Consider the following 23,867-nt stretch of genomic DNA (forward strand, 5'->3'; position numbering starts at 1 on the left):
TACTCCTGAATCTGATTCAAGCGGATAAAAACCTAACAGTTTCTTTCTCCGCCAGGTAAAAAACGGGACAGATCTTACATCCGTCCCGTCATTTGCTTTCAAAGATGCCTCTGCATTCAGGGAACATCTCTTATTTCCTGTATTTTATTCAGCCGGTCATACCTCAAAGATCAGATCGCCGTAAGATGGCATCGGCCACATATCTTTGTCCACAATCATCTCAAGCTCATCTACCGGTTTTCTTAATGCTTTCATTGCCGGTACAACGCTCTCTCTGAAGAATACGGCACGGTCACGTCCCTCTTCATGAGCTTCCGCCTCTGCGATCAGTCTGGAAAGTTTGTCCATGGCTGCCTTGGTCTCTGCGAGAAGCGTGGAGGATTTTTCCAGAAGGCTTGTCTGCACACTGACATCAAGCGCTGCACTTACTGCTTTTACAGAATTGATGGACTCTGCAAGAACGGTTGTGTAACGGATGACTGCAGGGATGATCTGCTTGGTTGCAATATCCACCATGGCCTTGGCCTCGATGTTGATGGCTTTTGCATAACCTTCGTACTGAATCTCTGCTCTGGACTCAAGCTCTGCTCTTGTGAATACATTGAAGGATTCAAACAGCTTCACTGCCTTGTCTGTAGTCAGTGCAGGAATAGCATCTACCATGGACGGAAGGATCGGAAGTCCACGTCTCTTTGCCTCAGCCTCCCACTCCGGTGCATATCCGTTTCCGTTGAATACAATACGCTGATGCTCCGTTGCGTACTCTTTGATCAGGTCATGTACTGCGGTGTCAAAATCTTCTGCTGCTTCCAGACGGTCGCATGCCTCGCGGAATACTTCTGCCGCAATGGTGTTCAGTACAACGTTGCACTCGGAAATAGAATCACGGGAACCTACCATACGGAACTCGAATTTGTTTCCTGTGAATGCAAACGGTGAGGTTCTGTTTCGGTCTGTTGCATCTTTCATGAAATCCGGAAGTGTCTTAACACCGGTATCCAGGATCTCGCCGGTCTTGCTGTGTGTGGCAGTACCTGTACTGATCAGCTGCTCCAGCACGTCCTGAAGCTGCTCGCCAAGGAATACGGAAATAACTGCAGGTGGTGCCTCATTTCCGCCAAGACGCTCGTCGTTTCCAACGTCTGCCGCTGATTCTCTTAAAAGATCTGCATGTTCATCAACCGCTTTCAGGATACAGGTCAGTACAAGAAGGAACTGGATATTCTCATGAGGAGTTTTACCTGGCTCAAGAAGGTTGATTCCGTCATCGGTTGTCAGGGACCAGTTGTTGTGTTTACCGGAACCGTTCACTCCTGCGAAAGGTTTCTCATGAAGCAGGCAGCGCATACCGTGGCGGCTGGCAACTTTTTTAAGGATACGCATCATGATCTGGTTGTGGTCTGCAGCGATATTTACCGGTGCGTAGATCGGAGCCAGCTCATGCTGTGCAGGTGCAACCTCGTTATGCTGTGTCTTGGCTGTTACGCCCAGTTTCCAGCACTCCTCGTTGACTTCTTTCATGTATGCGGAGATTCTCTGACGGATGGTTCCGAAATAATGGTCATCCATCTCCTGTCCCTTCGGCGGCATGGCACCGAAAAGAGTTCTTCCTGTGTAGATCAGGTCTTTTCTCTGGAGCCATTTCTCCTTGTCGACCAGGAAATATTCCTGCTCAGCTCCAACGGAAGGCGTTACTTTTTTGGAAGTTGTATTTCCGAAAAGGCGGAGAAGTCGAAGTGCCTGTGTATTGATCGCTTCCATGGAACGAAGAAGCGGTGTTTTCTGGTCAAGTGCCTCTCCTGTGTAGGAGCAGAATGCAGTAGGGATACATAAGATTCCGCCGGCTGCGTCATGACGTACAAAGGCCGGTGATGTACAATCCCATGTTGTATAGCCTCTGGCCTCGAATGTTGCGCGAAGTCCTCCGGACGGGAATGAAGATGCATCCGGCTCACCCTTGATCAGCTCCTTGCCGGAAAAGCTTAAGAGTACCTTGCCATCTTCTCTTGGTGCTGTGACAAATGCATCATGCTTCTCGGCAGTAACGCCTGTCAGCGGCTGAAACCAGTGACAATAATGAGTGGCACCCTTCTCGATGGCCCATTCCTTCATCTCATGTGCAACCACATCAGCGATCTCCATGGACAGCTCCTTGCCCTCTTCTATTGTCTTTTTCAGTTCGCGGTATACCTTCTTCGGCAGACGGTCCTGCATAACAGAATCGTTAAATACATCGCAGCCAAAGATTTCCTTTACGTTGATATAATCTCCCATTTCTTCCTCCTTTTCGTTCCTGTATATCCAGTCTTTCTTATGAGGAAAGACGTTTTCACCTCTGTATGATCACCTTGTCCTCGGATGCCCGGATCATTCTTCGCTGTTCTGGGTGATCTCCTTGAGCTCCTGCATTTTCTGGTTCAGCCGGCTTTTTTTCTGTTTCTTACTGCTGGTGAGATAAAGGTTCATGGCCTCATGAAGATTATCGATCTCCACACGGGTCTGGTCTCCTCCGAATTCTCCGTCCAGCGTCCACGGAACAGCCTCCTCCGACTCAATCACAACATGTGCGGATTTGAAAGAATAGATCAGATCTGTATTATCTTCTGCGGTGAGAAGTGCAGTCATGATCTCCTGAAGCTCCAGCGGATTCTTCGGGTTGGTGATCAGTGTCACCTCAAACAGTCCGTCATTCATATCCACATTTTTTCCGGTGAGGTTCTTAAAACCGCCTACAGATCTGGAATTACTGATCATGCCGTAGATAAAATCATTCTCTACGGTCAGCTCATCGGAAGTTACTTTCAAATGATAGGATTTCACCTCAAAAAGCTGTTTCATCCCTTCCAGCACATAGGCCACATGTCCCAGGATATTTTTCAGATCCTGGTCTGTCTCATAGGAAACATTGGTAAACAGTCCAAACGCAGCCACATAGGCAAATGTCTGGTTATTAAATTTACCGATGTCACAGTGATAGATCTGCTCCTCCATGATCATGGATGCAGCTGCAGTCATACTCTTCGGCATAAACAGACTGTTGGCAAAATCATTGGTGCTTCCTGCAGGAATGTAGCCGATGGGTGTCCGGCTGCCCACTTCCACGATTCCGGTAACCACTTCATCCAGTGTACCATCACCACCACTGCAGGCGATCAGATCCACCTGATCCGCATATTCCTTCACCTGTTCATAAGCATCCTTCGGTCCCTGTGTGGCACGGATGATCACTTCGTACCCACCTTTGTTAAAGATATCCACAATGTCCAGCAGATGCGTCTTGATTCTTCCTTTTCCTGCTTTGGGGTTGAAAACAAAAAGCATTCTTTTTTTCATTATCCAATCCTCATTTCCCGAAATGATTCGTTATGTCTATTCTTTTACTATGATAAAAAAAACGATGTAAAATGTCAATCTTAAGTTTTTACATCTGGTCTTACCACAGACCGCCGGAAATTTATAACAAAAAAAGTCCGAAAACCCAATAAAATTGAATCTTCAGACCTTTTGTTAAGTAGCGAGAGGGGGATTCGAACCCTCGACACCACGGGTATGAACCGTGTGCTCTAGCCAACTGAGCTATCTCGCCATATTCTTTTGTAACATGGGACCTATAGGGCTCGAACCTATGACCCTCTGCTTGTAAGGCAGATGCTCTCCCAGCTGAGCTAAGATCCCATATAAGTAGCGAGAGGGGGATTCGAACCCTCGACACCACGGGTATGAACCGTGTGCTCTAGCCAACTGAGCTATCTCGCCATATCTTTTTGTAACATGGGACCTATAGGGCTCGAACCTATGACCCTCTGCTTGTAAGGCAGATGCTCTCCCAGCTGAGCTAAGATCCCATAACAGTTGCTCGTCTTAAGAACTCTTCTGTTCCGCAACTCGCTTTGCTATTATATAATGGTTTCTGACTTGTGTCAACACTTTTTTTCACTTTTTTTAATTTTTTAAAAAATATATGTTTTTTTGTATTTTTACAGTGGCAGGGAGGTCTGAAATCCCCTGCCACTGCAAGCTTACGGATATTACTTGAAGTATTCTACACCAGATTCGAAAATCTTGATATCCTGCTCTCCGTAGATATTTACAGCTACACCTGCGTCACGACGCTCGCTGTGTGCCATCTTTCCGAGAACACGTCCATCCGGGCTTGTGATACCTTCGATGTTCATATAAGAGCCGTTTACATTGAACTCGCCCTCATAGCCAGTCTCATCTACCGGTACATACTCGGTTGCGATCTGTCCGTTTTCTTTGAGTTTCTTCAGCCACTCATCATTTGCAACAAAACGTCCCTCACCGTGGGAAGCCGGGTTGCAGTAAATTCCGCCAAGCTGTGCTTTCTGAAGCCATGGAGACTTGTTGCTGACAACCTTTGTGTAAACCATCTTGGATACGTGACGGCCGATGGTATTGTAGGTCAGTGTCGGAGAATCCTCTTTCTGACCACAGATCTCGCCGTACGGTACCAGTCCCAGTTTGATCAGGGCCTGGAATCCGTTGCAGATACCAAGTGCCAGACCATCGCGCTCATTGAGAAGCTTCATAACTGCCTCTTTGATCTTCTCATTCTGGAATGCAGTTGCAAAGAATTTCGCAGATCCATCCGGCTCATCACCTGCTGAGAATCCACCCGGGAACATGATCATCTGTGCCTGGCTGATAGCTTTCTCAAAGATCTCCACAGAATCATGGATATCTTCTGCTGTCAGGTTCTTGAATACTTTTACATCTACCTCAGCGCCTGCTCTCTCAAATGCACGGGTGCTGTCGTACTCACAGTTTGTTCCAGGGAATACCGGAATGAATACGCATGGTTTTGCCACTTTATGTTTGCATACATAGATGCTGTCTGCTTTGTAAAGGGAACCGTCATCTGCTTTGACATCCTCGGTTCCTGCTGCTGTCTTGAATACGTTCTCCAGAGTGCCCTCCCATGTGGAAAGTGCCTCTTTCAGAGTGATCTCAGTATCGCCGTAGGAGAATTTCGCATCGTCTGTAGCCTCACCGATCACTGTGTAAGTGATAGCAAGCTCGCCGACTTTTCCATCCGGAACTTCGCAGATGATATCTCCGAATGCCGGGGCAAAGAAATCTCTTGGATCAAGGCTATGCTCGATCTTCACGCCCATACCGTTACCAAATGCCATCTTGCTGACTGCTGCGGCGATTCCATGACGGTCAAGTGCATATGCGGAGATCACACGGCCAGCCTGGATATCCTGATGTAATTTGTCATACTGCTCCATAAGAGCCGGATAATCCGGAAGGTCATAAGCGTCCTTCGGTGCACGGAGCCATACCAGTTTGCTTCCTGCTTTTTTGAGCTCCGGTGTGATCACGTCTTTTACTTTTGCAACATCCACTGCGAAAGATACCAGTGTCGGAGGAACATCAATGTCATTGAAGGTTCCGGACATACTGTCCTTACCGCCGATGGAAGGAAGGCCGAATCCGATCTGTGCCGCATAAGCGCCAAGCAGTGCGGAGAACGGCTGGCTCCATCTCTTCGGATCTTCGGTCATACGACGGAAGTATTCCTGGAATGTGAAGCGGATCTTCTTATAGTCACCACCGGTTGCAACGATCTTGGCAACAGACTCTGTTACTGCGTAAGATGCTCCATGATACGGGCTCCAGGAGGAAAGGTATGGATCGAAGCCGTAGCTCATCATGGTAACTGTCTCTGTTTTTCCGTTCTGTACCGGAACTTTTGCAACCATGGACTGTGTCTCTGTCAGCTGATATTTACCACCGTGAGGCATAAATACGCTGCCTGCGCCGATGGAGCCGTCAAACATCTCCACAAGACCTTTCTGTGAGCATACATTCAGGTCAGCGAGAGTATCCAGCCATTTTTTCTTTACGTCTGTGACATCCGGACGTTTTTCAAAAAGGTTTCCGTCTTTGGACGGAATCTCAACCTCAACGGAAGTCTCCTGATGTGCACCGTTGGTATCCAGGAATGCACGGGAAATATTTACGATCTCTTTTCCTCTCCAGTTGAGGACAAGGCGTGGCTCCTTAGTTACAACTGCAACAGGAACTGCCTCAAGATTCTCTTCATTTGCGTATTTCAGGAAAGTATCCACATCTTTCGGGTCAACCACAACAGCCATACGCTCCTGAGACTCGGAGATGGCGATCTCAGTTCCGTCAAGACCTGCATACTTCTTCGGAACTTTGTCAAGGTCGATCTGAAGTCCTGGTGCCAGCTCGCCGATGGCAACAGAAACACCGCCCGCACCGAAGTCATTACATTTCTTGATGATATGGCTGACTTCTTCTCTGCGGAACATTCTCTGGATCTTACGCTCTGTCGGTGCATTACCTTTCTGCACCTCTGCGCCGCAGACCTCAATGGAAGCCTCTGTGTGAACCTTGGAAGAACCGGTAGCACCACCGATACCGTCACGGCCGGTACGTCCTCCAAGAAGGATGATGATATCTCCCGGATCGGAATTCTCACGGATAACCGCACGTCTCGGAGCAGCACCCATAACCGCACCGATCTCCATACGTTTTGCAACGTAGTCCGGATGATAGATTTCTTTTACAGCACCGGTTGCAAGACCGATCTGGTTTCCGTAGGAGCTGTAACCGTGAGCTGCGCTGCGGACAAGTTTCTTCTGCGGAAGTTTACCCTTCAGAGTTTCTTTTACGGATACAGTCGGATCAGCCGCACCGGTTACACGCATTGCCTGATATACATAGGTACGTCCGGAAAGCGGGTCACGGATGGCACCGCCAAGGCAGGTAGCCGCACCACCAAAAGGCTCGATCTCGGTCGGATGGTTGTGGGTCTCGTTCTTGAAGTTGATCAGCCACTCTTCTTCTTTTCCGTCCACATCCACCGGTACCACGATACTGCAGGCATTGATCTCATCGGACTCTTCCTGGTCTGCAAGTTTGCCTTCTGCTTTCAGTTTCTTCATTGCCATAAGAGCCAGATCCATCAGGCAGACAAATTTGTCATCACGGCCTTTGTACATGTTCTTATGGGCATCCAGATATTCTTCGTATGTTTTTTCGATTGGAGCTTTATAGTCGCCTTCATCAAACTTCACGCTGGTAAGCTCTGTGGAGAAAGTGGTATGTCGGCAGTGATCAGACCAGTAAGTATCCAGAACACGGATTTCTGTCATGGACGGATCACGTTTCTCTTCATTTTTAAAATATTTCTGGATATGCTGGAAATCCTTGAATGTCATGGCAAGGTTCAAAGAAGCGTACAGCTCTTTCAGATCAGCCTCTGCCATATCCTTGAATCCGTCAAAGATCTTCACATCCTCAGGGTCCGGGAATACGGTTACCAGTGTCTCCGGTTTCTCAAGTCCTGTCTCACGGGAATCCACCGGGTTAATGCAGTGATGTTTGATTGCCTCAAACTCTGCGTCTGTAACGGTTCCCTCAATTACATAAGTAGTTGCGGAGCGGATGATCGGTGCCGCATTCTCATCCAGGAACTGTACACACTGTACAGCGGAGTCTGCTCTCTGGTCAAACTGTCCAGGGAGGAATTCTACGGAAAATACACGTGCGCCCTCTGCCACATCAAATTTCTCAAGATACAGATCATCTACCGGCGGCTCTGCAAATACGGTCTTGCAGGCTTTCTCAAATACTTCATCGGAGATATTCTCCACGTCATAACGGATCAGCTCACGGACTGCTGTCACAGTGCTGATGCCAAGATAATGTTTGATCTCATGTTTCAGTTCCTTTGCTTTTACTGCAAAGGCAGGTTTCTTTTCTACATACACACGTCTTACGTTGCTCATAGAAGGCTCCTTTCTCTATATCCGATAATAAGGATGGTAAACGTGCAGAAAGCATTTCTGTCTTTCTTTTCTGCTGAAAATATAGTATCATAGGAAATATCATTAGTAAAATTAATATATCTTATATCATTTATAAGCGGAGGATTTTTACATATGGATATCAATCTTGAACTCTACAAAGTGTTTTATTACGTGGCCACAACCCTAAGTTTTTCGGAGGCTTCCAGACAGCTTTTTATCTCCCAGTCTGCAGTCAGCCAGGCGGTCAAAAACCTGGAGAAAAAACTGGGCCACACCCTGTTCGTTCGAAGCACCAAACGGGTGATCCTGACTCCTGAGGGAGAGCTTCTTCTCCAGCACGTAAAACCGGCCCTTTCCATGCTTAACGAAGGCGAGGCAGCCCTTTCCGGCGAGGGAAATCTTACCGGTCAGCTGCGGATCGGTGCCAGCGATACTCTGTGCCGCTATTTCCTCATCCCTTATCTCCGCCGGTTCCACAAGGATCACCCGGAAGTGCGGATCAAGATCATCAACATCACTTCCATCGGATGTGCGGAGCTTCTGGAAAACGGCCAGGCAGAACTGATCGTCACCAATTACCCCAACTCCCGGCTTTCTTCCCACACAAAACTTCAGACTGTGCTGGAATTCCGTGATATCTTCGTAGCAAACCCGGATTATTTTACCATGGGAAAAACGCCTCTTTCCCTGGAAAACCTTCTGGATTATCCCATCCTGATGCTTGCTCCGAAAAGCACTACCAGTGAATACCTTCATCAGGTGTTTGCGGCCCAGGGACTGAAGCTGCTGCCTGAGGTGGAACTGAACAGCAACGATCTTTTGATCGACCTTGCGGAGATCGGACTTGGTATTGCCTGTATCCCGGACTATATGCTCCGCAACCGCCCGGGCCTGGAACCGGTCCACCTGAAAACACCGCTGCCTGCAAGAAGCGCCGTGATCGCACACCATGAAGCGCTGCAGCTTTCTCAGGCCGCCCAGTGCTTCCTGAAATATTTTTCCCAGATCTAAAAAGAGACCATCGGAATCCTTATTGTATCGGATTCCGATGGTCTTTTCTGTTATTGCCTTTTTATTCCTTACGCTTCATCTTTCGGCATTACATCTGCTGCCGCAGTGATATACTCGTTCTCGATCTTGCTGAACAGGCCGCTGTCTGCAAGCTCTGCAAGTTTCACATCGATCGGCATCTTGCCAAGTACCGGAACTTTAAGTTCTGCGGCGATCTCATCGATATGGCTCTCGCCAAAGACCTTGATCTCTTTTCCGCAGTCCGGACATTTCACGTAGCTGTAGTTCTCCACGATTCCAAGTACCGGAACTTTCATCATATCAGCCATATTGTAGGCTTTCTTGACGATCATGCGAACCAGATCCTGCGGGGAAGTAACGATCACAACACCGTCAATCGGCAGGGACTGGAATACAGTTAACGGAACATCTCCGGTTCCTGGCGGCATATCTACGAAGAGATAATCCAGCTCGCCCCAGATTACATCACTCCAGAACTGTTTTACCATATTTGCAAGGACCGGGCCTCTCCAGATTACCGGTGTCTCCTCATCCGGAAGCAGAAGGTTTACAGACATAACCTCAATTCCGTTTGCAGTTGGCATCGGATAGATTCCGTTGTCACTGCCCTGTGCATTACCCTTGATGCCATACATCTTCGGGATGGACGGACCTGTGATATCCGCATCCATAATGCCCACTTTATATCCCTTGGAAGCCATCAGATTGGCCAGGGAGCCTGTTACGAAGGATTTACCAACGCCACCCTTTCCGCTGACAACTCCGATCACATGTTTTACGTCAGAAAAAACATTTGGTTCTGCCATGAGGCTCTGGGGCTGTTTCTGGCCGCAGCCTTCACAGCTTGATTTGTTGCAGGATGAATTGCTGCACTCTTTTGCCATAATAGGTTCCTCTCATTCTTTGTATTTACACAGGCAGAACTGGCTCTCTGTCCGTGCATTTTCCTCATTCACGATTTGCTCATGAACGCCTTACCTTATTTCATAAATCTGTCGATCGCTTTTTCCAGTTCCTTGATAGCATCCCGGTCTCCATGCTCCACTGCATCCACGATACAGTGCTCTATATGATCCTGCAGGATGATCTTGCCTGTATTATTGATCGCAGATTTCACGGCTGACAGCTGGATCAGCACCTCGCTGCAGTCACGTCCGTCCTCCACCATGCGCTTGATGGATTCCATATGACCGATGGCCCTGGAAAGTCTGTTGAGCACAGCCTTGGTCTGTGCGTGGCTGTGATGATGAGGATGTGTGCCATTATGAGTATGCACATGTTCCTGCTCCCCATGGGTATGTTCAAGAACGGTTCCATCCTCGAGAACGTGCACATGCGTTTCGTTTTTATCACTCATGTGTAATTCCTCCTTCAGATTTCCGTGAAAGAACAGCGCTGCCGGATCATGGATGTCTGAATGTCAAAAATGATGGTTCCGTCTTCCAGTACTGTCTTCTCGTAGGAGACATCCTTTCCCTGAAATTTCTGTTTCACATACGCTTCCGGATCTGCGATCTCCACTTCTTCCACAAATACATCACGCATCTGATTTCTCGGGCATTTGTTAAAAATTTCCCAGATTACTTCGTACTCTTTCATCCGTGTCTGTTCCTTTCTTTGTCATCTTATCTATTATAATAATTTTATGTTTTTTTGTCAAAAATAATTGCACTCACGCAAATATTGTCGTATGATACATATTAAAAATATTACTGCTCTGTCCGTGAGCAGTAAACATACATTAATGTGATAAATCAAAGGAGATAAATTTCATGCAGCTTTTAAAAGACAGAATTCTGACAGACGGCGTAGTAAAAGAAGGAAATATTTTAAAAGTGGACAGCTTCCTGAATCATCAGATGGATATTGACCTGATCAATGCGATCGGTAAAGAATTCAAGAAACGTTTTGACCACTGTCCAATCACCAAGATCCTTACCATCGAGGCTTCCGGTATCGGTATTGCCTGCATTGCGGCACAGTATTTCCACGTACCGGTTGTATTTGCAAAGAAAGCACAGAGTGTAAACCTTGACGGTGAAATGTATACCACCAAGGTAGAATCCTTTACACACAAGAAAGTTTATGATGTAATCCTTTCCAAGAAATTCCTTGGTCCTGAAGATCACGTACTCCTGATCGATGATTTTCTTGCAAACGGCTGCGCACTTCTTGGCCTGATCGACATCGTGAAGAAATCCGGTGCAACTCTGGAAGGTGCCGGAATCGTTATCGAAAAAGGCTTCCAGTCCGGCGGACAGACCATCCGTGATATGGGTATCCATCTGGAATCCCTTGCCATCATTGATTCCATTGAAGGTGGCAAGCTTACTTTCCGCGAATAAGATTTATCATAAAAAATACTCCTGGAAACTTACGTATGTCGGTTTCCAGGAGTATTTTTATTTTGCCATATTTATTTTGTTTTATGCATCTGCACCTTTGGAAGCTTTCTCTGTAGGTGTCGGAGTTGCCGTTTCATCTGCTTCCGGTGTCGGAGTCACAGAAGCACCAGCCTCTTCTGACGGTGTCGGGGTGGTTTTGTCATCTTCTCCGTCAGCTTTCTCAGACGGTGTAGGAGTTACATCTTTATCCGGTTCTTCTGTTACCGTAACTTCCGGTGTTGCTGTCGGAATCGGTGTCGGAGTTGCTTCCGGTACAATCTCATCCTCATCATAATATCCGTCATCCACAAGCATCTGGTAATTATCCGCATCGATCAGCTGGATATCGCTTGTTACAGTTCCCACGATCTTGGTTCCGTTGTCATACTGCTCGTAATCAGAAATCTCTGGTTTCTCCCCTTTCAGAAAAGTGTCCACCATAGTCACACAGTCATTTGCCAGCACGCGGTTGTCAAAGAACAGACTGTCTGCAAGTTTTCCCTCAATCACAGCAGTTACTGCTTCTGCCTCACAGCCACAGCCAGTGATCATTGGCCATCCCTCTTCACCTGACACATGGCCAGCATCCTCCAGGGCATCAACGGCACCAAGAGCAAGGTCATCGGCACCTGTGCAGATAATGTCCGGTGTGCCTTCTGTATAATTCTGGGAAAGGATCTCTGCCATATCGTTCTTCGCGGTATTTCTTCCGGAACGCATCACTGCAGTATCATCAAGCGTCTGCTTTCCTGAAGTGCACACCAGTGTTCCGTCATCGAAATATTCCTGAAGTTTTTCCATCACGCCATTATAAAAGAACAGTGCATCACGGTCATCCGGAGAACCCATCAGGAACTCGATGGTCAGCGTGCGTTTTTCTTCTCTGGCTTTCTCCAGATCCATTTTTTTGATGATGGAATCTCCCACCATTTTTCCTGCTTTTCTCGTATCAAAAGTAACATAATAGTTGATCTTATCCGTATCCATGATCAGCTGATCATAGGAAATTACAGGAATGGATTTCTCATAGGCCTGTTCAAGCACATCGTTCAGGCCATAGGCATCTACCGGTGCAATCACAAGGGCAGACGTTTTTTCATCGTCCAGGATGGACTGGATCTGTGACACCTGCGTATCACTGTCCTCATCTGCAAAAAAGATCTCCGCATCATAGCCGTCTCCTTCCAGTGCAGTCTGAAAACTTTCTCCATCCAGAGCCCAGCGGGAATCGTCCGCAGCAGAAGGCAGAAATACTCCTACTTTCTTATCTGCAGCTGCAGTTTCTTTTTCTTCCTCTTTTTCTTCTTCCTCCGCATCATCGCTGTTTTTGGCTTTTCCCTCCGGATCTTCGGACTCCACACTTTCATTGGCAGCCTCTGTTGCCTCTTTGTTTTTGCCGCAGCCGGAAAGAACTGCTGTAAGAGCCAGAGCTCCCACAAGCAGGATCGCTGTTTTTTTCTTCATGGTCAAATCCTCTCCTATAAGCCTTTATATTCCTTTGCCAGTGATTTCAGATAGTCTCTGTACGCCAGTGCGGATTTCTTTGGTTTCAGGATACGCACATCTCCGCCCATGCCCGTCAGCCAGCCGTAAAACTTGGAATTTTCCGGAAGCTGCGCCGTTACCATCAGATCTCCGTTTTCCTTTATTTTATACTCTGCGTCTTCGCCAAAAAAATCACGGATTTCAGCCTGTGCAACACCTGTACAGAGAAGGCGCATTTCTTTTTTTATGGTTCCCGCAGAATTCTTAAGAAGCGCCTGGTACCCACTTATATCAACGCTCTTTGTTTCTGCCTTTTCCTGAACTTTTTCCAGAGTGGAAACATTTGCATTTTCCGCCTGAACGGATGGCTGCTCTGCCCCCTGCTGTCCTGCCAGATAATAACCACCTGGCCGCTCCCTTGTATAGCGGATATCCATTCCAAACTCCCGCAGAACCTCCACATCGTCATAAATGCTCTTTCTCTCCGCACGGATCCCATGTTCCATAAGATTCGCAAGAATCGTCTGCATGGATATTGCATGATGCTCCCCTGTCTCCCGCAGCATTTTTTCAAGATACAGGATCTTCGCTTTCTGATTGTTTGATTTTGCCATACTATCCTCTTATCCTTCGTTCTTTACAAAGCGGTGGAAAATATAGGAGTTTGCCTCCTGCTCCTCGCTGTCATCCAGTTTCTCAAGTTCGATCTTCTTACCATATTTCTTTTCCAGTGCACGGCTGATCAGAAGATCAGCAAGCTGTGGATTCTTTGGAAGAAGCGGACCATGAAGATAGGTTCCGATCACATTTTTGTATACAACACCTTCCTCACCGGACTGTCCGTCATTGCCATATCCGGACAGAACTTTTCCCAGGGGTTTGTTGTTTCCGATGGTGGTGCGTCCGCCATGGTTCTCAAATCCTACGATGGGCATGTCAAAAAGATCGCTCTGCATCACAATATTTCCAATAAGGCGGCCTTTTCCCTGCTCTGTGCTCATATCCACCAGTTTCAGGCCCTCGATCATTCCCTGATCGGTCTTATAATATTTTCCAAGAAGCTGATATCCACCGCAGATTGCGATCACAACCCCGTTATCTTCCACATAAGCCTTGAAATCCTTCTGAATTTCTTTCAGCTTTTCACATACCAGCATCTGCTCACGGTCAGAACCGCCTCCCAGAAGAACGATATCCAGTTTGGAAAAGTCGATCTTGTCTCCCAGTTCAAACGCAATGGTTTCTGCCTCAATGCCTCTCCAGAGACAGCGTTTCATAAGGCACTGGATATTTCCTCTGTCACCGTAAAGGTTCAGAAGATCCGGATATAAATGTCCAATCGTTATCTTCATTTTTCACCCTCCAGTTTCTTCAGAATATTTCTGGTGCCAAACAGCGCCGTATAGTTTACAAGTACATAAAGATTGCCACATCCGTCCTCGATCCGCTTGCGGATGGCTGTCTCCACATCATTTTCCAGCATGGACGGGATATCCACATATTTCAGTCGGAGGCGCATATCCTGACAGCGAATGCCGCTGACTGTGATGGAATTGATATTATCCCCTCCGAAAAGGTCAAAATCCACGTCCCAGAGCCAGGAGATATCTTTTCCGTCCTGTGCATTATCGTTGATCACAATGATGATATCCTTGGGTGATTCATCCTGCATCACAGCTGAAATGTTCTGGTTAAAACCGGCCGGATTCTTGGCAAGGTTCAGAACAACGCTGGTACCTTTGATCCGGAACTGCTCATTACGTCCGTTCTCAGGATTGAATTTTTTCAGCATCTCATTAAAATGTTCTGCCTTAAATCCAGCGGTACGTATTCCCGCATAGGCAGCAAGGATATTATATACGTTATAGAAGCCTTTGTAATTGGCCACGATCCGTTTATCTTCCACAGTAAATGCGATCTGGTCATCCACCTTCACATCTGTGGCATCAAAATTGATCTCCGGACGTTTAAATCCGCATTTCGGGCATCTGTAGTCACCAAGCTGGCTGTAATGATAAAAACTGTAGACCAGTCTCTCCCCGCAGCATTTACAGAAGCGGCCCTCACGGATCTCGTTTGTTTTGTTCTTAATTACCGGTTTGCTGATTCCATAGGTTACAAAAGGATTGCCACAGTCCATGGCAAGATATGCGGACAGTGCATCGTCACCGTTAACGATGACCTTCATATCCGGAACTTTTTTCATCATTTCTTCCAGAATATTCATGGTGATATCAATCTCACCATAACGGTCCAGCTGATCACGGAACAAATTGGTCATGACCATATAATCCGGTTTGATCTTTGTGAACACGTGTCTTGTGGAAGCCTCATCAACCTCAATACAGGCATAGTCCGCATCCAGTTTTCCGCTGAATCTTGCGCCCAGCACAAAAGCTGCCACAACTCCGTTCAGCATATTGGAACCGGTATGATTACAGATAACTTTTTTACCTTCTGCCTCCAGTCCTGCACAGAGCATGTTATTGGTTGTTGTCTTTCCGTTGGTTCCACATACTACAAATATTTTTTCTCTTACCTGAGAGGATAGCTCCTCCAGGATATCCGGACATATCTTCAATGCGATCTTCCCCGCCCAGGTTACACCCTGGCGTCCCATAAGTTTACAGACATGCCCTGTGATCTTTGCTGCCATCACAGCAATGGTTGTTCTTATTTTCATAATCCTCTGATTCCTTTGTTTTTATTTCTCCTACCACAGATCTTCTGCTGTCAGAAAATCCGTGCAGATTCCTTCTGCTCCCTGTGCAATATACTTTCTGGCCTGATTCCGGTCATTTACGGTATACACATACAGCCGTATTCCCTTTTTTTCAAAAATTTCTTCGGTTTCTTCAGACCAGTATTTCCAGTAAACTGTTGCCGCAGGGATACCTTTTTCTTCACAGAAAGATGCGATATGCTCCAGAACCTCTGCCGAATATTCCTGCCACAGAGAATATACATAGGAGGGAAAAGAATAAATCATGGTGGTTCCGGGAAACATTGCCTCACTGTAGATTTCCGGAATGATCTGGTCCAGAACGCTCTCTGCTCCCGCTGCTCTTGCAATTTCCACGTAATCGCAGTAATCTTCAAGTGTTCTCTGATAGTTGCGCAGAGAGTACTGTTTGGAATCGATCATCACATAGGCATCTGGATGTTCTTTCAGAAGCAGGAAAAAATCTTCCAGCGTCATCGGCGTATATGTTCCATATATCTTACTGTTCTTAAACTGTTTCTCTGTAAGAACTTTTTTCCCGCTGCCCTTCCACTGCCCCATGGATTCCTTCCAGTTATGGCGGCATACCCACACTCCGTCCGATGTTCTGGAAAGATCCAGTTCAAAAAGCCGTACACCCTGTTCGTACATGGCAAGAAATCCCTCTCTGGAATTCAGATAATCCTTTCCAGCCAGTCCACCCAGCGCATGTGCTATGGTTCGGTGATCCTCCCAACGAAACTTTGTTGCAACAGCTGTATCATTTCTTAAAGGCACCGAACTTCCTCCGAGAAGTACCAGTGACAGAAACAGTATTTCCACTGTCAGTATAAAACGTCTCATTCTCTCCGGCAACAAAAAAATGCACAAGACATAAAGGAAAACATTTCTGTTCTGCTTTCCTTCATATCTTCTGCAAGTTTATGATCTCCGGACAATACATCCGAAATTCTCCTATATTCATTCTGCCCGGTAGTAACGGAAATTCTGCCGACCATTCTCATCATCCTTTCGCATACCTGTACTCTTAATTTGTACATTACCGATTGTACGCTAAAAAGGCATAATAATCAAGCCAGGATTTGAATATCCATTTTATTCCGTTTCTTCTCCATTGCATTCCTGCTGGAAGCGCAAATACTCATCATATTTTTCGTGAGCAACCCGATTGTAGGAACGTGAAATCGGTATCACATGATCTCCGATCCGAAAACTGCCATTTTTGGCTCCTGTAATCCGTTCCATATTTATAATAAAGCTCTGGTGACATCGCAAAAACGTGCTGTTTTCCAACTGTTTTTCAAAATCTTTCAGTTTACCTCTGCATTGTAGTATACTTCCGTCTGTCATGTGAAAATTTACGATATGCAGGCTGCTGGTAATAAAGCTTACCTGGCTGTGCCGTAAAGTATACACCCGTGCACGATACTGGAAATGTATCACCCTCTCATCCGTGTTGATATTTAATCTCTTTTTTAACGGTTCCATAATATATTCCAATGTTGCTGCAGTTACTGGTTTCAGCAAATAATTATATGCAAACAGGTCAAAAGCATCTCTGTAATATTCATCGCTTCTGCTCATGAAAATTACAGCTACTGACATTTCTCTTTCTCGTATCTTCCGTATTGTTTCCAGTCCGTCTACTTTTTTTGAATCCATGTTAACAAAGATTGCATCATAAGGTTTCCTTTTCTTTTCCAATTCTTCCAATAAAAGCTCGCCGCTTTTAAATATCCGAATTTCTGACCCTGGAACGATTCGCTCAAGCTGTTTGTGAAGTTTTCTAGCATCTGCCTGCATGTCGTCACAAATGGCAATGGTCATCATCGTCATACTTATGTATCCCCTCTTGTTCTGTCATTGTATCTTTTTGTTCTATATATTATATCATGATTCATTATTTAATTTATGTCATCTTCATGTAATTTATGGTCGTAAATCCGCCATTTCTGCATTTTTTCAACTATTTAAGCATACAAAAAAAGGACATCTGCATTTCTGCAAATGTCCTTTAAAATGGTCAGAATTACAATTATACAAGCTCGATGAGAACTTCCATAGCTGCATCGCCTTTACGCTGACCGATCTTAACGATTCTTGTGTAACCACCGTTACGATCTGCGTATTTCGGAGCGATCTCGCTGAACATCTTGTCAACCATGTCAACTTCTTTTGTGTTTTTCTTTCTGCCAGCGCCCTTAGCAGGAACCTCTGTTACAGGATAGAAAACTTTCATCATCTCACGACGTGCATGAAGTCTGGAAGGAGCATCTTTCTTGATCTCTTTCTGTACTTCATCGTAAACTGTTTTCTTCTTGCCGTCTACGACTTCTTTTACACGTTTTCCGTCAGCATCTTTGCGGGCAACTTTAGCTGTTACTGTAACTGTCTCGAAATTGTCTTTCTCACGTACAGCCATAGCGATAAGTCCCTCAGCGATCTTGCGGATCTCTTTAGCCTTAGCTTCTGTTGTCACGATCTTTCCGTGATGAAGAAGGTTTGTAACCTGATTTCTCAGGAGTGCTTTTCTCTGGTTAGATGTTCTGCTTAATTTTCTATATTTTGCCATTTTATTATCCTCCATCTGTGGGACACCAGGACATGCTTGTTCGGTCTTACTGTCCTGCTGCTGACACCCCACTCATTATTCTGTTTCCGGCGGTGTGCACGCACGTACGGCATGCTGGTACCAGAACCTGTTATCCAGTTACGGTTCGCGACATTCACCGCGAACCGTCAACATTATTATTCCTCTGTAGGCTGGAGCTGAAGTCCCAGCTCTTTGAGTTTCGCAAGTACTTCCTCTAATGATTTGCGGCCCAGATTACGAACCTTCATCATATCGTCAGAAGTCTTGTTGCATAATTCTTCAACCGTATTGATACCGGCTCTCTTAAGGCAATTGTAGGAACGAACAGAGAGTTCAAGCTCATCAATGCTCATCTCCAGAACCTTTTCCTTCTCATTGTCTTCTTTCTCGATCATAACCTCAGCGGTCTTAGCATTCTCGGAAAGATCAATGAACAGGCTTAAATGCTCGCTGAGAACCTTCGCTGCAAGGCTGACTGCCTCGTCCGGATCAAGTGTTCCATTGGTATATACATCCAGTGTAAGCTTGTCGAAGTCAGTTACCTGACCAACTCGTGTATTCTCGACGATCATGTTGACTCTGTCAACCGGAGTGTAGATTGCATCAACTGCGATCACACCGATCGGCATATCATCGGTTTTGCCTTTGTCTGCGCTGATATAACCACGTCCCTTGGTAATGGTAAGTTCCATGGCCAGTCTGCAGTCTTTTCCGCCGTTCAGGGTTGCGATCACCTGATCCGGGTTCATGATCTCAATATCCTGATCTGCCTGGATATCAGCTGCTGTAACAACACCTTTTCCCTCACACTCGATGTATGCGGTCTTCGGCTCATTGTCACTGCTGTGATTCTTGATGGCAAGAGATTTCAGATTCATGATGATCTCGGTTACATCTTCCTTCACGCCCGGAATGGAGCTGAATTCATGAAGTACACCATCGATCTTTACCTGGCTTACTGCAGCTCCCGGAAGGGAGGACAGCATAATTCTTCTTAAAGAATTGCCAAGGGTAGTACCGTAACCTCTTTCAAGAGGCTCTACAACGAATCTTCCAAACTTCTTATCTTCGGATATTTCGGTAATTTCGATTTTTGGTTTATTGAAATCAAACACTATAAGGTTCCCTCCTTCTGGGTTAATCAACATTCGAGGGTATTACCAATTTTTATAACTGTAGACACTGTAAACAGTTACTAATTATTTAGAATACAGCTCGACGATAAGCATCTCGTTTACAGGAACATCGATCTGCTCTCTTGTAGGAAGCTCTTTAATTACACCCTTCAGGTTCTCCTGATCAGCATCGATCCACTCCGGAACAAGTCTTCCACCTGTAACCTCAAGGATTCCTTTATATCTCTCAGAACCTTTGCTCTTCTCTCTGATCTCGATTGTATCGCCTGCTTTGCAGAGATAGGACGGAATGTTTACGCATTTTCCGTTAACAAGTACGTGCTTGTGATCTACGATCTGACGAGCCTCTCTTCTTGTTCTTGCAAATCCCATACGGAAAACGATATTGTCAAGTCTGCTCTCAAGCATAACCATAAGGTTCTCACCTGTCTGGCCCTGCATTCTGTCGGCTTTCTTGTAGTAGTTACGGAAAGGTTTCTCAAGAACTCCGTAGATGAATTTTGCTTTCTGTTTCTCTTTTAACTGAAGTCCGTACTCAGATACCTTGCGGTTTGCACGTTTTAACTGTCTTGTGGACTTCTTATCAATTCCTAAGTAAATCGGATCCAGGCCAAGGGATCTGCATCTTTTCAGAACAGGTACTCTGTTTACTGCCATTTCAACTACCTCCTAATTAGACTCTTCTGCGTTTTGGTGGACGGCATCCATTGTGAGGAACCGGAGTTACGTCACGAATGCTGGTTACTTCAAGTCCGCATGCCTGAAGCGCACGGATTGCTGCTTCACGGCCTGAGCCCGGGCCTTTTACCATAACGTCTACTGTTTTTAATCCATGAATTAAAGCAGCTTTTGTTGCAGTCTCTGCTGCCATCTGTGCTGCATAAGGGGTAGATTTCCTTGAACCTTTAAATCCAAGACCACCGGCACTTGCCCATGAAAGAGCGTTTCCCTCGTTATCTGTCAGTGTAACGATTGTATTGTTGAAGGAAGACTGAATGTGTGCCTGTCCGTGTTCAACGTTTTTCTTGACACGACGTTTTGTCGTTTTCTTTGTAACTTTTGCCATTTTAAAACTAACCTACACTTTCCTTTTTTTGAAATTAATTAGTTATATCTATAAATTATTTCTTCTTGTTTGCAACTGTTCTCTTCGGTCCCTTGCGAGTTCTCGCATTTGTCTTGGTCTTCTGACCACGAACCGGGAGTCCTTTACGATGACGGATACCTCTGTAGCATCCGATCTCCTGCAGTCTCTTGATGTTAAGGGCGATTTCCCTTCTCAGATCACCTTCTACTGTCATTGTCTCATCAATAACAGCGCTCAGTCTCTTAACCTCGTCATCAGTCAGATCTCTGACACGTGTGTCAGGATTAACCTCTGCTTTAGCAAGAATTTTGTCTGCGCTTGGTCTACCAATTCCATAAATGTAGGTAAGACCGATTTCAATACGTTTCTCTCTTGGTAAGTCTACACCAGCTATACGAGCCATGTACTGTTTCCTCCATTTTCTGTTTCTGAAAGTCCTGCATATCGTATGTCACTTGCTCCCGCAAGGTGAAATGGGACATATCAACCTGCCGCTTTCTTTTCTAGTTTCCTAATTGGGGTGCCTCGGTAAAACACCCAGCTGTAATTGGCGAATCACAGCCTTTCCGAAATTGCGGATCTTAACCGCTGTTGCCTCTCGGTATTAGGCAATACATGCTTATTATTCACTCAGTAGAACAACCCTTCCGGGTGTTTCATACTGCAGCCGCACGTTTCACAAACATTCCAAAGAAGTTCCGATATGGAAATCAACCCTGACGCTGTTTGTGCTTCGGGTTCTCACAGAATGATTCTGATGGATCCCTTTCTTTTAATGACCTTGCACTTCTCGCAGATCGGCTTTACAGATGATCTTACTTTCACTGGAAATCCTCCTTCCGTAAATTAGTCTCATATCTGCAGTTTCACAGGCGCACTCATACACAGTATTTGCGCGCTTGAAATATATACTAACACCTGTTTTCCTGAAATGCAAGAAAAAATTTTAAAAATTTTTGATTTTTTTTACAGACTGTATTATAATGGGTGGCAAAGTCCGGCAGACATATGGAATCTGCCTATTTTAATGAAAGGAATCTTTACATATGCATACGGAAATGAAATATCGTTTTCTGATACATTACACCTTATCTTTTATCGGTGGATACCTGGGGCTTTATGCCATTGTGTCAAGAGCTGATCTTTTCGGCAATGCCCAGACAGCCAATCTTCTTGGTGTTGTGCGGGATCTCATAGGCAGGAATTTTTCGGATATGCTTCTGCGTGTGGGTGCGCTTCTCATATATATGGCTGCTGTTATCCTTACGGTCTGGATCCCAGAGCATTTTTCCGCAGATCTTCGTTTTATCAGTATCGGAATTGATATCTGTGCAGTTTTGCTGCTTGGTTTCCTGCCAGCCAGAATGAGCCCGGTCGTAGCTCTTTATCCGGTATTCTTCGCAATGCCTTTCCAGTGGTGTACTTTCAAGGCTCCCGGCGGATATAACAGCTCGACGATCTTTTCCACCAACAATCTCCGCCAGTTCACCACTGCTGTCACACAGTTTCTTATGAAAAAAGATGACGCACAGCGTGATAAGGCGAAATTCTACGGAATGACGCTGCTGTCTTTCCATGCAGGTGCTGCTCTTTCTCTGATCCTTTATATGTACTGTGGACTGTCCGGTGTGTGGGTCTGTCTGATCTCAGCTTTCTATGCGGTGTGGCTGATTGCTGCGGACCGCAGTACTGCCGCTGATACTTCTATCGTATCTCAAAAGAAAACTTCTGCCCCAAGCAATTATAGAAATATTTCCTACAAGAAAAAAGAAGCCTGAATCAAAATGAGCCATTGATTAATAATGATTTTTAACACCGTCAGCTCTAAATAAAACTATCCCGGCAAGTACAAGTTTTTACACTTTGCAGCTTGTTCGGGATAGTTCTATTTTAAGAAATAACATTCATCTTGGAACACAAAGCTCTCTTATCTGAAGTTTTGCATCCGCATTTTTCTATGCTGTTTTTTCGGTGCGTTTTCCCTCAAATTTACTTAATTTTTTCCGACATTCCCATTTTCTTTATTTTTTATAGACCGCCGTGGAACTCATTCCTCTGGATTTTAAAAGCTTCTTGTATGCATTCAGCTGTTTTGCCGGAACTTTGACAGTCAGCTTTTTATATGTTCCTGCAAAGGCTTTTTCACCAATAGTTTTATTAGATAATACTCCTGTCTTGATAATAACGGTTCTGAGATTTTTACAGTTATAGAACGCCTGTTTACCAATTCTGCTGACGGTTTCTGAGATTGTAATACTACTCAGACTTACGCAATTGGCAAATGCTCTGTCTCCAATCTTCATTATATTATTTCCACCACTTACTTTATTCAACTTTCTGCATCCCCAAAATACATCCGTACCTATTACTGTCACATTCTTTCCAATAGTAACAGTTTTGAGGACCGTATTATTTTTAAAAGCATTTGCTGATATTCCCGTTACTTTACATGTAATTCCATTTATTTTAACTGTATCAGGAATTCTTACAGATGCTTTCTTATAAAACGGCTTTGTAAATTCGACGCTCATTCCATCCTTCAGTACCTTGTAAACTCCATTTGTAGCTTTATCATTTATGACTTTTCCAGGTGTTACAGTCTGTGGTTTGAGTTTTGCAATCTTTTCAGTTCTTGTCACTCCACAGAAAGTACAGGTAAATGTTTTGATTCCTTCCTTCGTAGTGGTAGCCGCTGTTGTAATTTTTCCCGCATTCCACGTATGTTTCGTTTTCGGAATTATTGTTCCTTCTTTCAGCAACTTGCCACAATCCTGGCAAAAAATATCGCCACTGTAACCATCGGATTTACAGGATGCTTTTTTTGAAAATTTCGTAATAGTATTTACATGTCCGGTCGCATGGATTTCTTCTATTCTTGTGGATCTACATACTTCGCAAGTGAATGTTCTGATTCCTTTTTCTGTACAGGTTGCATTTTTCGTTACTTTTCCTTCATCCCAGGTATGGGGTTCTTTCGGAATAGTTTTTCCAGAAGAAATTTTTATGCCGCAGTCTGTACAATAAACATCGCCTGTATAACCTTCCTGTATGCAGTTTGCTTCTATCTCATTACGCAGTTCTGTATACTGATGTCCTGTTGCCGGAATTTCTTCTGTTTTGGTTTCATTGCAAACTGTACAGGTGTAAGTCTTAATTCCTTTTTGCGTACAGGTTACCCCTGTCGTTATTTTTCCTTTATCCCATGTATGAGCTTTCTTTGCAATTTTTTCACCAGAAGACAGCTTTGTATTACAGTCCTTGCAGTAGATATCTCCTGTGTAGCCTTCTTCCGCACAAGTCGCAGCTTTCACATTGCGTAGCTCTGTATGCAGATGTCCTGTTGCCGGAATTTCTTCTGTGCTTGTTTTTCTACATCTTGTACAAGTGTAAGTTTTACTTCCCGGTTCTTTGCAAGTTGCATCCTTTGTAATTTTTCCACTATCCCACATATGACCTGTTGCCCCGACTGATAGTCACAATATATATTTTTCTTTTTAATTTGGTAAGGTTCCAGAGCTAACAGCTGCCTGTCTATACTTTGTTCCTTGGTAGATACTCTAATATATGCATATTTCTCCATTTTTTGTCCTCCTGTATTTTTTTTATAATACAGTAGACATTTA

At 45.1% G+C, this 23,867-nt stretch carries 22 protein-coding genes, 4 tRNA genes and 1 pseudogene; 3 read left to right on the top strand and 24 right to left on the bottom strand.

What is annotated here, in order from left to right; all coding sequences use genetic code 11:
• Positions 1-156: 156 nt before the first annotated feature.
• The 7 genes from AC04Q6_RS17335 to AC04Q6_RS17365 all read right to left on the bottom strand — a co-directional run bounded on the left by AC04Q6_RS17335 (position 157) and on the right by AC04Q6_RS17365 (position 7,784).
• Positions 157-2,274: a glutamine synthetase III family protein gene (locus tag AC04Q6_RS17335; protein WP_118071072.1), complete on the bottom strand. Its 2,118-nt coding sequence runs from the start codon at positions 2,272-2,274 to the stop codon at positions 157-159.
• A 93-nt stretch (positions 2,275-2,367) separates the two neighbouring features.
• Positions 2,368-3,333 (bottom strand): diacylglycerol/lipid kinase family protein, encoded by a 966-nt coding sequence (locus tag AC04Q6_RS17340; RefSeq protein WP_118071073.1) that lies wholly within the window; start codon positions 3,331-3,333, stop codon positions 2,368-2,370.
• A 179-nt stretch (positions 3,334-3,512) separates the two neighbouring features.
• A tRNA-Met gene (locus tag AC04Q6_RS17345) sits at positions 3,513-3,586 on the bottom strand.
• A 16-nt stretch (positions 3,587-3,602) separates the two neighbouring features.
• Positions 3,603-3,675 (bottom strand) — tRNA-Val (locus AC04Q6_RS17350).
• 7 nt (positions 3,676-3,682) lie between these two features.
• A tRNA-Met gene (locus AC04Q6_RS17355) sits at positions 3,683-3,756 on the bottom strand.
• 16 nt (positions 3,757-3,772) lie between these two features.
• Positions 3,773-3,845: transfer RNA gene (locus AC04Q6_RS17360), tRNA-Val, on the bottom strand.
• Positions 3,846-4,028: 183 nt separating this feature from the next.
• Positions 4,029-7,784: a phosphoribosylformylglycinamidine synthase gene (locus AC04Q6_RS17365; protein WP_118062110.1), complete on the bottom strand. Its 3,756-nt coding sequence runs from the start codon at positions 7,782-7,784 to the stop codon at positions 4,029-4,031.
• A gap of 153 nt (positions 7,785-7,937) precedes the next feature.
• Here AC04Q6_RS17365 and AC04Q6_RS17370 point away from each other — a divergent pair, with 153 nt between their 5' ends.
• Positions 7,938-8,816, top strand: coding sequence for a LysR family transcriptional regulator (locus AC04Q6_RS17370; RefSeq protein WP_021976074.1), 879 nt, complete (start codon positions 7,938-7,940; stop codon positions 8,814-8,816).
• Between the two features lie 68 nt (positions 8,817-8,884).
• Here the strand turns inward: AC04Q6_RS17370 and AC04Q6_RS17375 are convergent, their stop codons facing one another.
• The 3 genes from AC04Q6_RS17375 to AC04Q6_RS17385 all read right to left on the bottom strand — a co-directional run bounded on the left by AC04Q6_RS17375 (position 8,885) and on the right by AC04Q6_RS17385 (position 10,436).
• Positions 8,885-9,721, bottom strand: coding sequence for an Mrp/NBP35 family ATP-binding protein (locus tag AC04Q6_RS17375; protein ID WP_021976075.1), 837 nt, complete (start codon positions 9,719-9,721; stop codon positions 8,885-8,887).
• A gap of 95 nt (positions 9,722-9,816) precedes the next feature.
• A complete protein-coding gene (locus AC04Q6_RS17380; RefSeq protein WP_021976076.1) occupies positions 9,817-10,194 on the bottom strand; it encodes a metal-sensing transcriptional repressor in 378 nt (125 codons plus the stop codon).
• Between the two features lie 14 nt (positions 10,195-10,208).
• Positions 10,209-10,436: a hypothetical protein gene (locus AC04Q6_RS17385; protein WP_015526956.1), complete on the bottom strand. Its 228-nt coding sequence runs from the start codon at positions 10,434-10,436 to the stop codon at positions 10,209-10,211.
• A gap of 173 nt (positions 10,437-10,609) precedes the next feature.
• Between AC04Q6_RS17385 and AC04Q6_RS17390 the strand changes: the two genes are divergently transcribed.
• Positions 10,610-11,182, top strand: coding sequence for a xanthine phosphoribosyltransferase (locus tag AC04Q6_RS17390; RefSeq protein ID WP_118071076.1), 573 nt, complete (start codon positions 10,610-10,612; stop codon positions 11,180-11,182).
• An 81-nt stretch (positions 11,183-11,263) separates the two neighbouring features.
• Here the strand turns inward: AC04Q6_RS17390 and AC04Q6_RS17395 are convergent, their stop codons facing one another.
• The 12 genes and pseudogenes from AC04Q6_RS17395 to rpmJ form a co-directional block, all read right to left on the bottom strand.
• Positions 11,264-12,685 carry a substrate-binding domain-containing protein gene (locus AC04Q6_RS17395; protein WP_118071077.1) on the bottom strand — a complete coding sequence of 474 codons (1,422 nt, stop codon included), beginning with the start codon at positions 12,683-12,685 and terminating at the stop codon, positions 11,264-11,266.
• Between the two features lie 14 nt (positions 12,686-12,699).
• Positions 12,700-13,320 carry a WCX domain-containing protein gene (locus AC04Q6_RS17400; protein ID WP_021976079.1) on the bottom strand — a complete coding sequence of 207 codons (621 nt, stop codon included), beginning with the start codon at positions 13,318-13,320 and terminating at the stop codon, positions 12,700-12,702.
• Positions 13,321-13,329: 9 nt separating this feature from the next.
• Entirely contained in the window at positions 13,330-14,058 is a 729-nt protein-coding gene (locus AC04Q6_RS17405; protein WP_118071078.1) for a type 1 glutamine amidotransferase, read from the bottom strand.
• On the bottom strand, positions 14,055-15,389 hold the full coding sequence (locus AC04Q6_RS17410; RefSeq protein WP_118062103.1) for a MurT ligase domain-containing protein: 1,335 nt from the start codon (positions 15,387-15,389) through the stop codon (positions 14,055-14,057). The genes AC04Q6_RS17405 and AC04Q6_RS17410 overlap by 4 nt, the downstream gene beginning before the upstream one ends.
• A gap of 30 nt (positions 15,390-15,419) precedes the next feature.
• Entirely contained in the window at positions 15,420-16,271 is an 852-nt protein-coding gene (locus AC04Q6_RS17415) for a phosphatidylinositol-specific phospholipase C/glycerophosphodiester phosphodiesterase family protein (protein ID WP_118071079.1), read from the bottom strand.
• Between the two features lie 252 nt (positions 16,272-16,523).
• A complete protein-coding gene (locus AC04Q6_RS17420) occupies positions 16,524-17,264 on the bottom strand; it encodes a LytR/AlgR family response regulator transcription factor (RefSeq protein ID WP_118071080.1) in 741 nt (246 codons plus the stop codon).
• Between the two features lie 199 nt (positions 17,265-17,463).
• Complete coding sequence (locus AC04Q6_RS17425; protein WP_021976084.1) at positions 17,464-18,000, bottom strand: bL17 family ribosomal protein; 537 nt, start codon at positions 17,998-18,000, stop codon at positions 17,464-17,466.
• Positions 18,001-18,176: 176 nt separating this feature from the next.
• Positions 18,177-19,136, bottom strand: coding sequence for a DNA-directed RNA polymerase subunit alpha (locus AC04Q6_RS17430; RefSeq protein ID WP_021976085.1), 960 nt, complete (start codon positions 19,134-19,136; stop codon positions 18,177-18,179).
• 84 nt (positions 19,137-19,220) lie between these two features.
• A complete protein-coding gene (rpsD, locus tag AC04Q6_RS17435) occupies positions 19,221-19,814 on the bottom strand; it encodes a 30S ribosomal protein S4 (RefSeq protein WP_021976086.1) in 594 nt (197 codons plus the stop codon).
• A 16-nt stretch (positions 19,815-19,830) separates the two neighbouring features.
• Positions 19,831-20,223 carry a 30S ribosomal protein S11 gene (gene rpsK, locus AC04Q6_RS17440; protein ID WP_015526942.1) on the bottom strand — a complete coding sequence of 131 codons (393 nt, stop codon included), beginning with the start codon at positions 20,221-20,223 and terminating at the stop codon, positions 19,831-19,833.
• Positions 20,224-20,278: 55 nt separating this feature from the next.
• On the bottom strand, positions 20,279-20,647 hold the full coding sequence (rpsM, locus tag AC04Q6_RS17445) for a 30S ribosomal protein S13 (RefSeq protein WP_008707282.1): 369 nt from the start codon (positions 20,645-20,647) through the stop codon (positions 20,279-20,281).
• 307 nt (positions 20,648-20,954) lie between these two features.
• Positions 20,955-21,069: pseudogene (gene rpmJ, locus AC04Q6_RS17450) on the bottom strand (50S ribosomal protein L36).
• Between the two features lie 221 nt (positions 21,070-21,290).
• Between rpmJ and AC04Q6_RS17455 the strand changes: the two are divergent.
• Positions 21,291-22,022: a YoaK family protein gene (locus AC04Q6_RS17455; protein ID WP_118071081.1), complete on the top strand. Its 732-nt coding sequence runs from the start codon at positions 21,291-21,293 to the stop codon at positions 22,020-22,022.
• A gap of 243 nt (positions 22,023-22,265) precedes the next feature.
• Here the strand turns inward: AC04Q6_RS17455 and AC04Q6_RS17460 are convergent, their stop codons facing one another.
• Positions 22,266-23,555: a leucine-rich repeat domain-containing protein gene (locus AC04Q6_RS17460; protein ID WP_178087494.1), complete on the bottom strand. Its 1,290-nt coding sequence runs from the start codon at positions 23,553-23,555 to the stop codon at positions 22,266-22,268.
• Complete coding sequence (locus tag AC04Q6_RS17465) at positions 23,552-23,824, bottom strand: recombinase family protein (RefSeq protein ID WP_118071083.1); 273 nt, start codon at positions 23,822-23,824, stop codon at positions 23,552-23,554. Before AC04Q6_RS17465 ends, AC04Q6_RS17460 begins: the two co-directional genes overlap by 4 nt.
• Positions 23,825-23,867: the final 43 nt, after the last annotated feature.

It is taken from the genome of Blautia sp. HA9023 (genome assembly GCF_056504095.1).

Excerpts from the sequence above, each read along its gene's own strand:
- AC04Q6_RS17455 (WP_118071081.1), top strand. The coding sequence starts at position 21,291 with ATGCATACGGAAATGAAATATCGTTTTCTGATACATTACACCTTATCT.
- AC04Q6_RS17385 (WP_015526956.1), bottom strand. The coding sequence starts at position 10,436 with ATGAAAGAGTACGAAGTAATCTGGGAAATTTTTAACAAATGCCCGAGA.
- AC04Q6_RS17400 (WP_021976079.1), bottom strand. The coding sequence starts at position 13,320 with ATGGCAAAATCAAACAATCAGAAAGCGAAGATCCTGTATCTTGAAAAA.
- rpsK (WP_015526942.1), bottom strand. The coding sequence starts at position 20,223 with ATGGCAAAAGTTACAAAGAAAACGACAAAACGTCGTGTCAAGAAAAAC.
- AC04Q6_RS17380 (WP_021976076.1), bottom strand. The coding sequence starts at position 10,194 with ATGAGTGATAAAAACGAAACGCATGTGCACGTTCTCGAGGATGGAACC.
- rpsD (WP_021976086.1), bottom strand. The coding sequence starts at position 19,814 with ATGGCAGTAAACAGAGTACCTGTTCTGAAAAGATGCAGATCCCTTGGC.
- AC04Q6_RS17335 (WP_118071072.1), bottom strand. The coding sequence starts at position 2,274 with ATGGGAGATTATATCAACGTAAAGGAAATCTTTGGCTGCGATGTATTT.
- AC04Q6_RS17390 (WP_118071076.1), top strand. The coding sequence starts at position 10,610 with ATGCAGCTTTTAAAAGACAGAATTCTGACAGACGGCGTAGTAAAAGAA.
- AC04Q6_RS17340 (WP_118071073.1), bottom strand. The coding sequence starts at position 3,333 with ATGAAAAAAAGAATGCTTTTTGTTTTCAACCCCAAAGCAGGAAAAGGA.
- rpsM (WP_008707282.1), bottom strand. The coding sequence starts at position 20,647 with ATGGCTCGTATAGCTGGTGTAGACTTACCAAGAGAGAAACGTATTGAA.
- AC04Q6_RS17395 (WP_118071077.1), bottom strand. The coding sequence starts at position 12,685 with ATGAAGAAAAAAACAGCGATCCTGCTTGTGGGAGCTCTGGCTCTTACA.
- AC04Q6_RS17375 (WP_021976075.1), bottom strand. The coding sequence starts at position 9,721 with ATGGCAAAAGAGTGCAGCAATTCATCCTGCAACAAATCAAGCTGTGAA.
- AC04Q6_RS17365 (WP_118062110.1), bottom strand. The coding sequence starts at position 7,784 with ATGAGCAACGTAAGACGTGTGTATGTAGAAAAGAAACCTGCCTTTGCA.
- AC04Q6_RS17420 (WP_118071080.1), bottom strand. The coding sequence starts at position 17,264 with ATGACGATGATGACCATTGCCATTTGTGACGACATGCAGGCAGATGCT.
- AC04Q6_RS17465 (WP_118071083.1), bottom strand. The coding sequence starts at position 23,824 with ATGGAGAAATATGCATATATTAGAGTATCTACCAAGGAACAAAGTATA.
- AC04Q6_RS17410 (WP_118062103.1), bottom strand. The coding sequence starts at position 15,389 with ATGAAAATAAGAACAACCATTGCTGTGATGGCAGCAAAGATCACAGGG.
- AC04Q6_RS17405 (WP_118071078.1), bottom strand. The coding sequence starts at position 14,058 with ATGAAGATAACGATTGGACATTTATATCCGGATCTTCTGAACCTTTAC.
- AC04Q6_RS17415 (WP_118071079.1), bottom strand. The coding sequence starts at position 16,271 with ATGAGACGTTTTATACTGACAGTGGAAATACTGTTTCTGTCACTGGTA.
- AC04Q6_RS17370 (WP_021976074.1), top strand. The coding sequence starts at position 7,938 with ATGGATATCAATCTTGAACTCTACAAAGTGTTTTATTACGTGGCCACA.
- AC04Q6_RS17425 (WP_021976084.1), bottom strand. The coding sequence starts at position 18,000 with ATGGCAAAATATAGAAAATTAAGCAGAACATCTAACCAGAGAAAAGCA.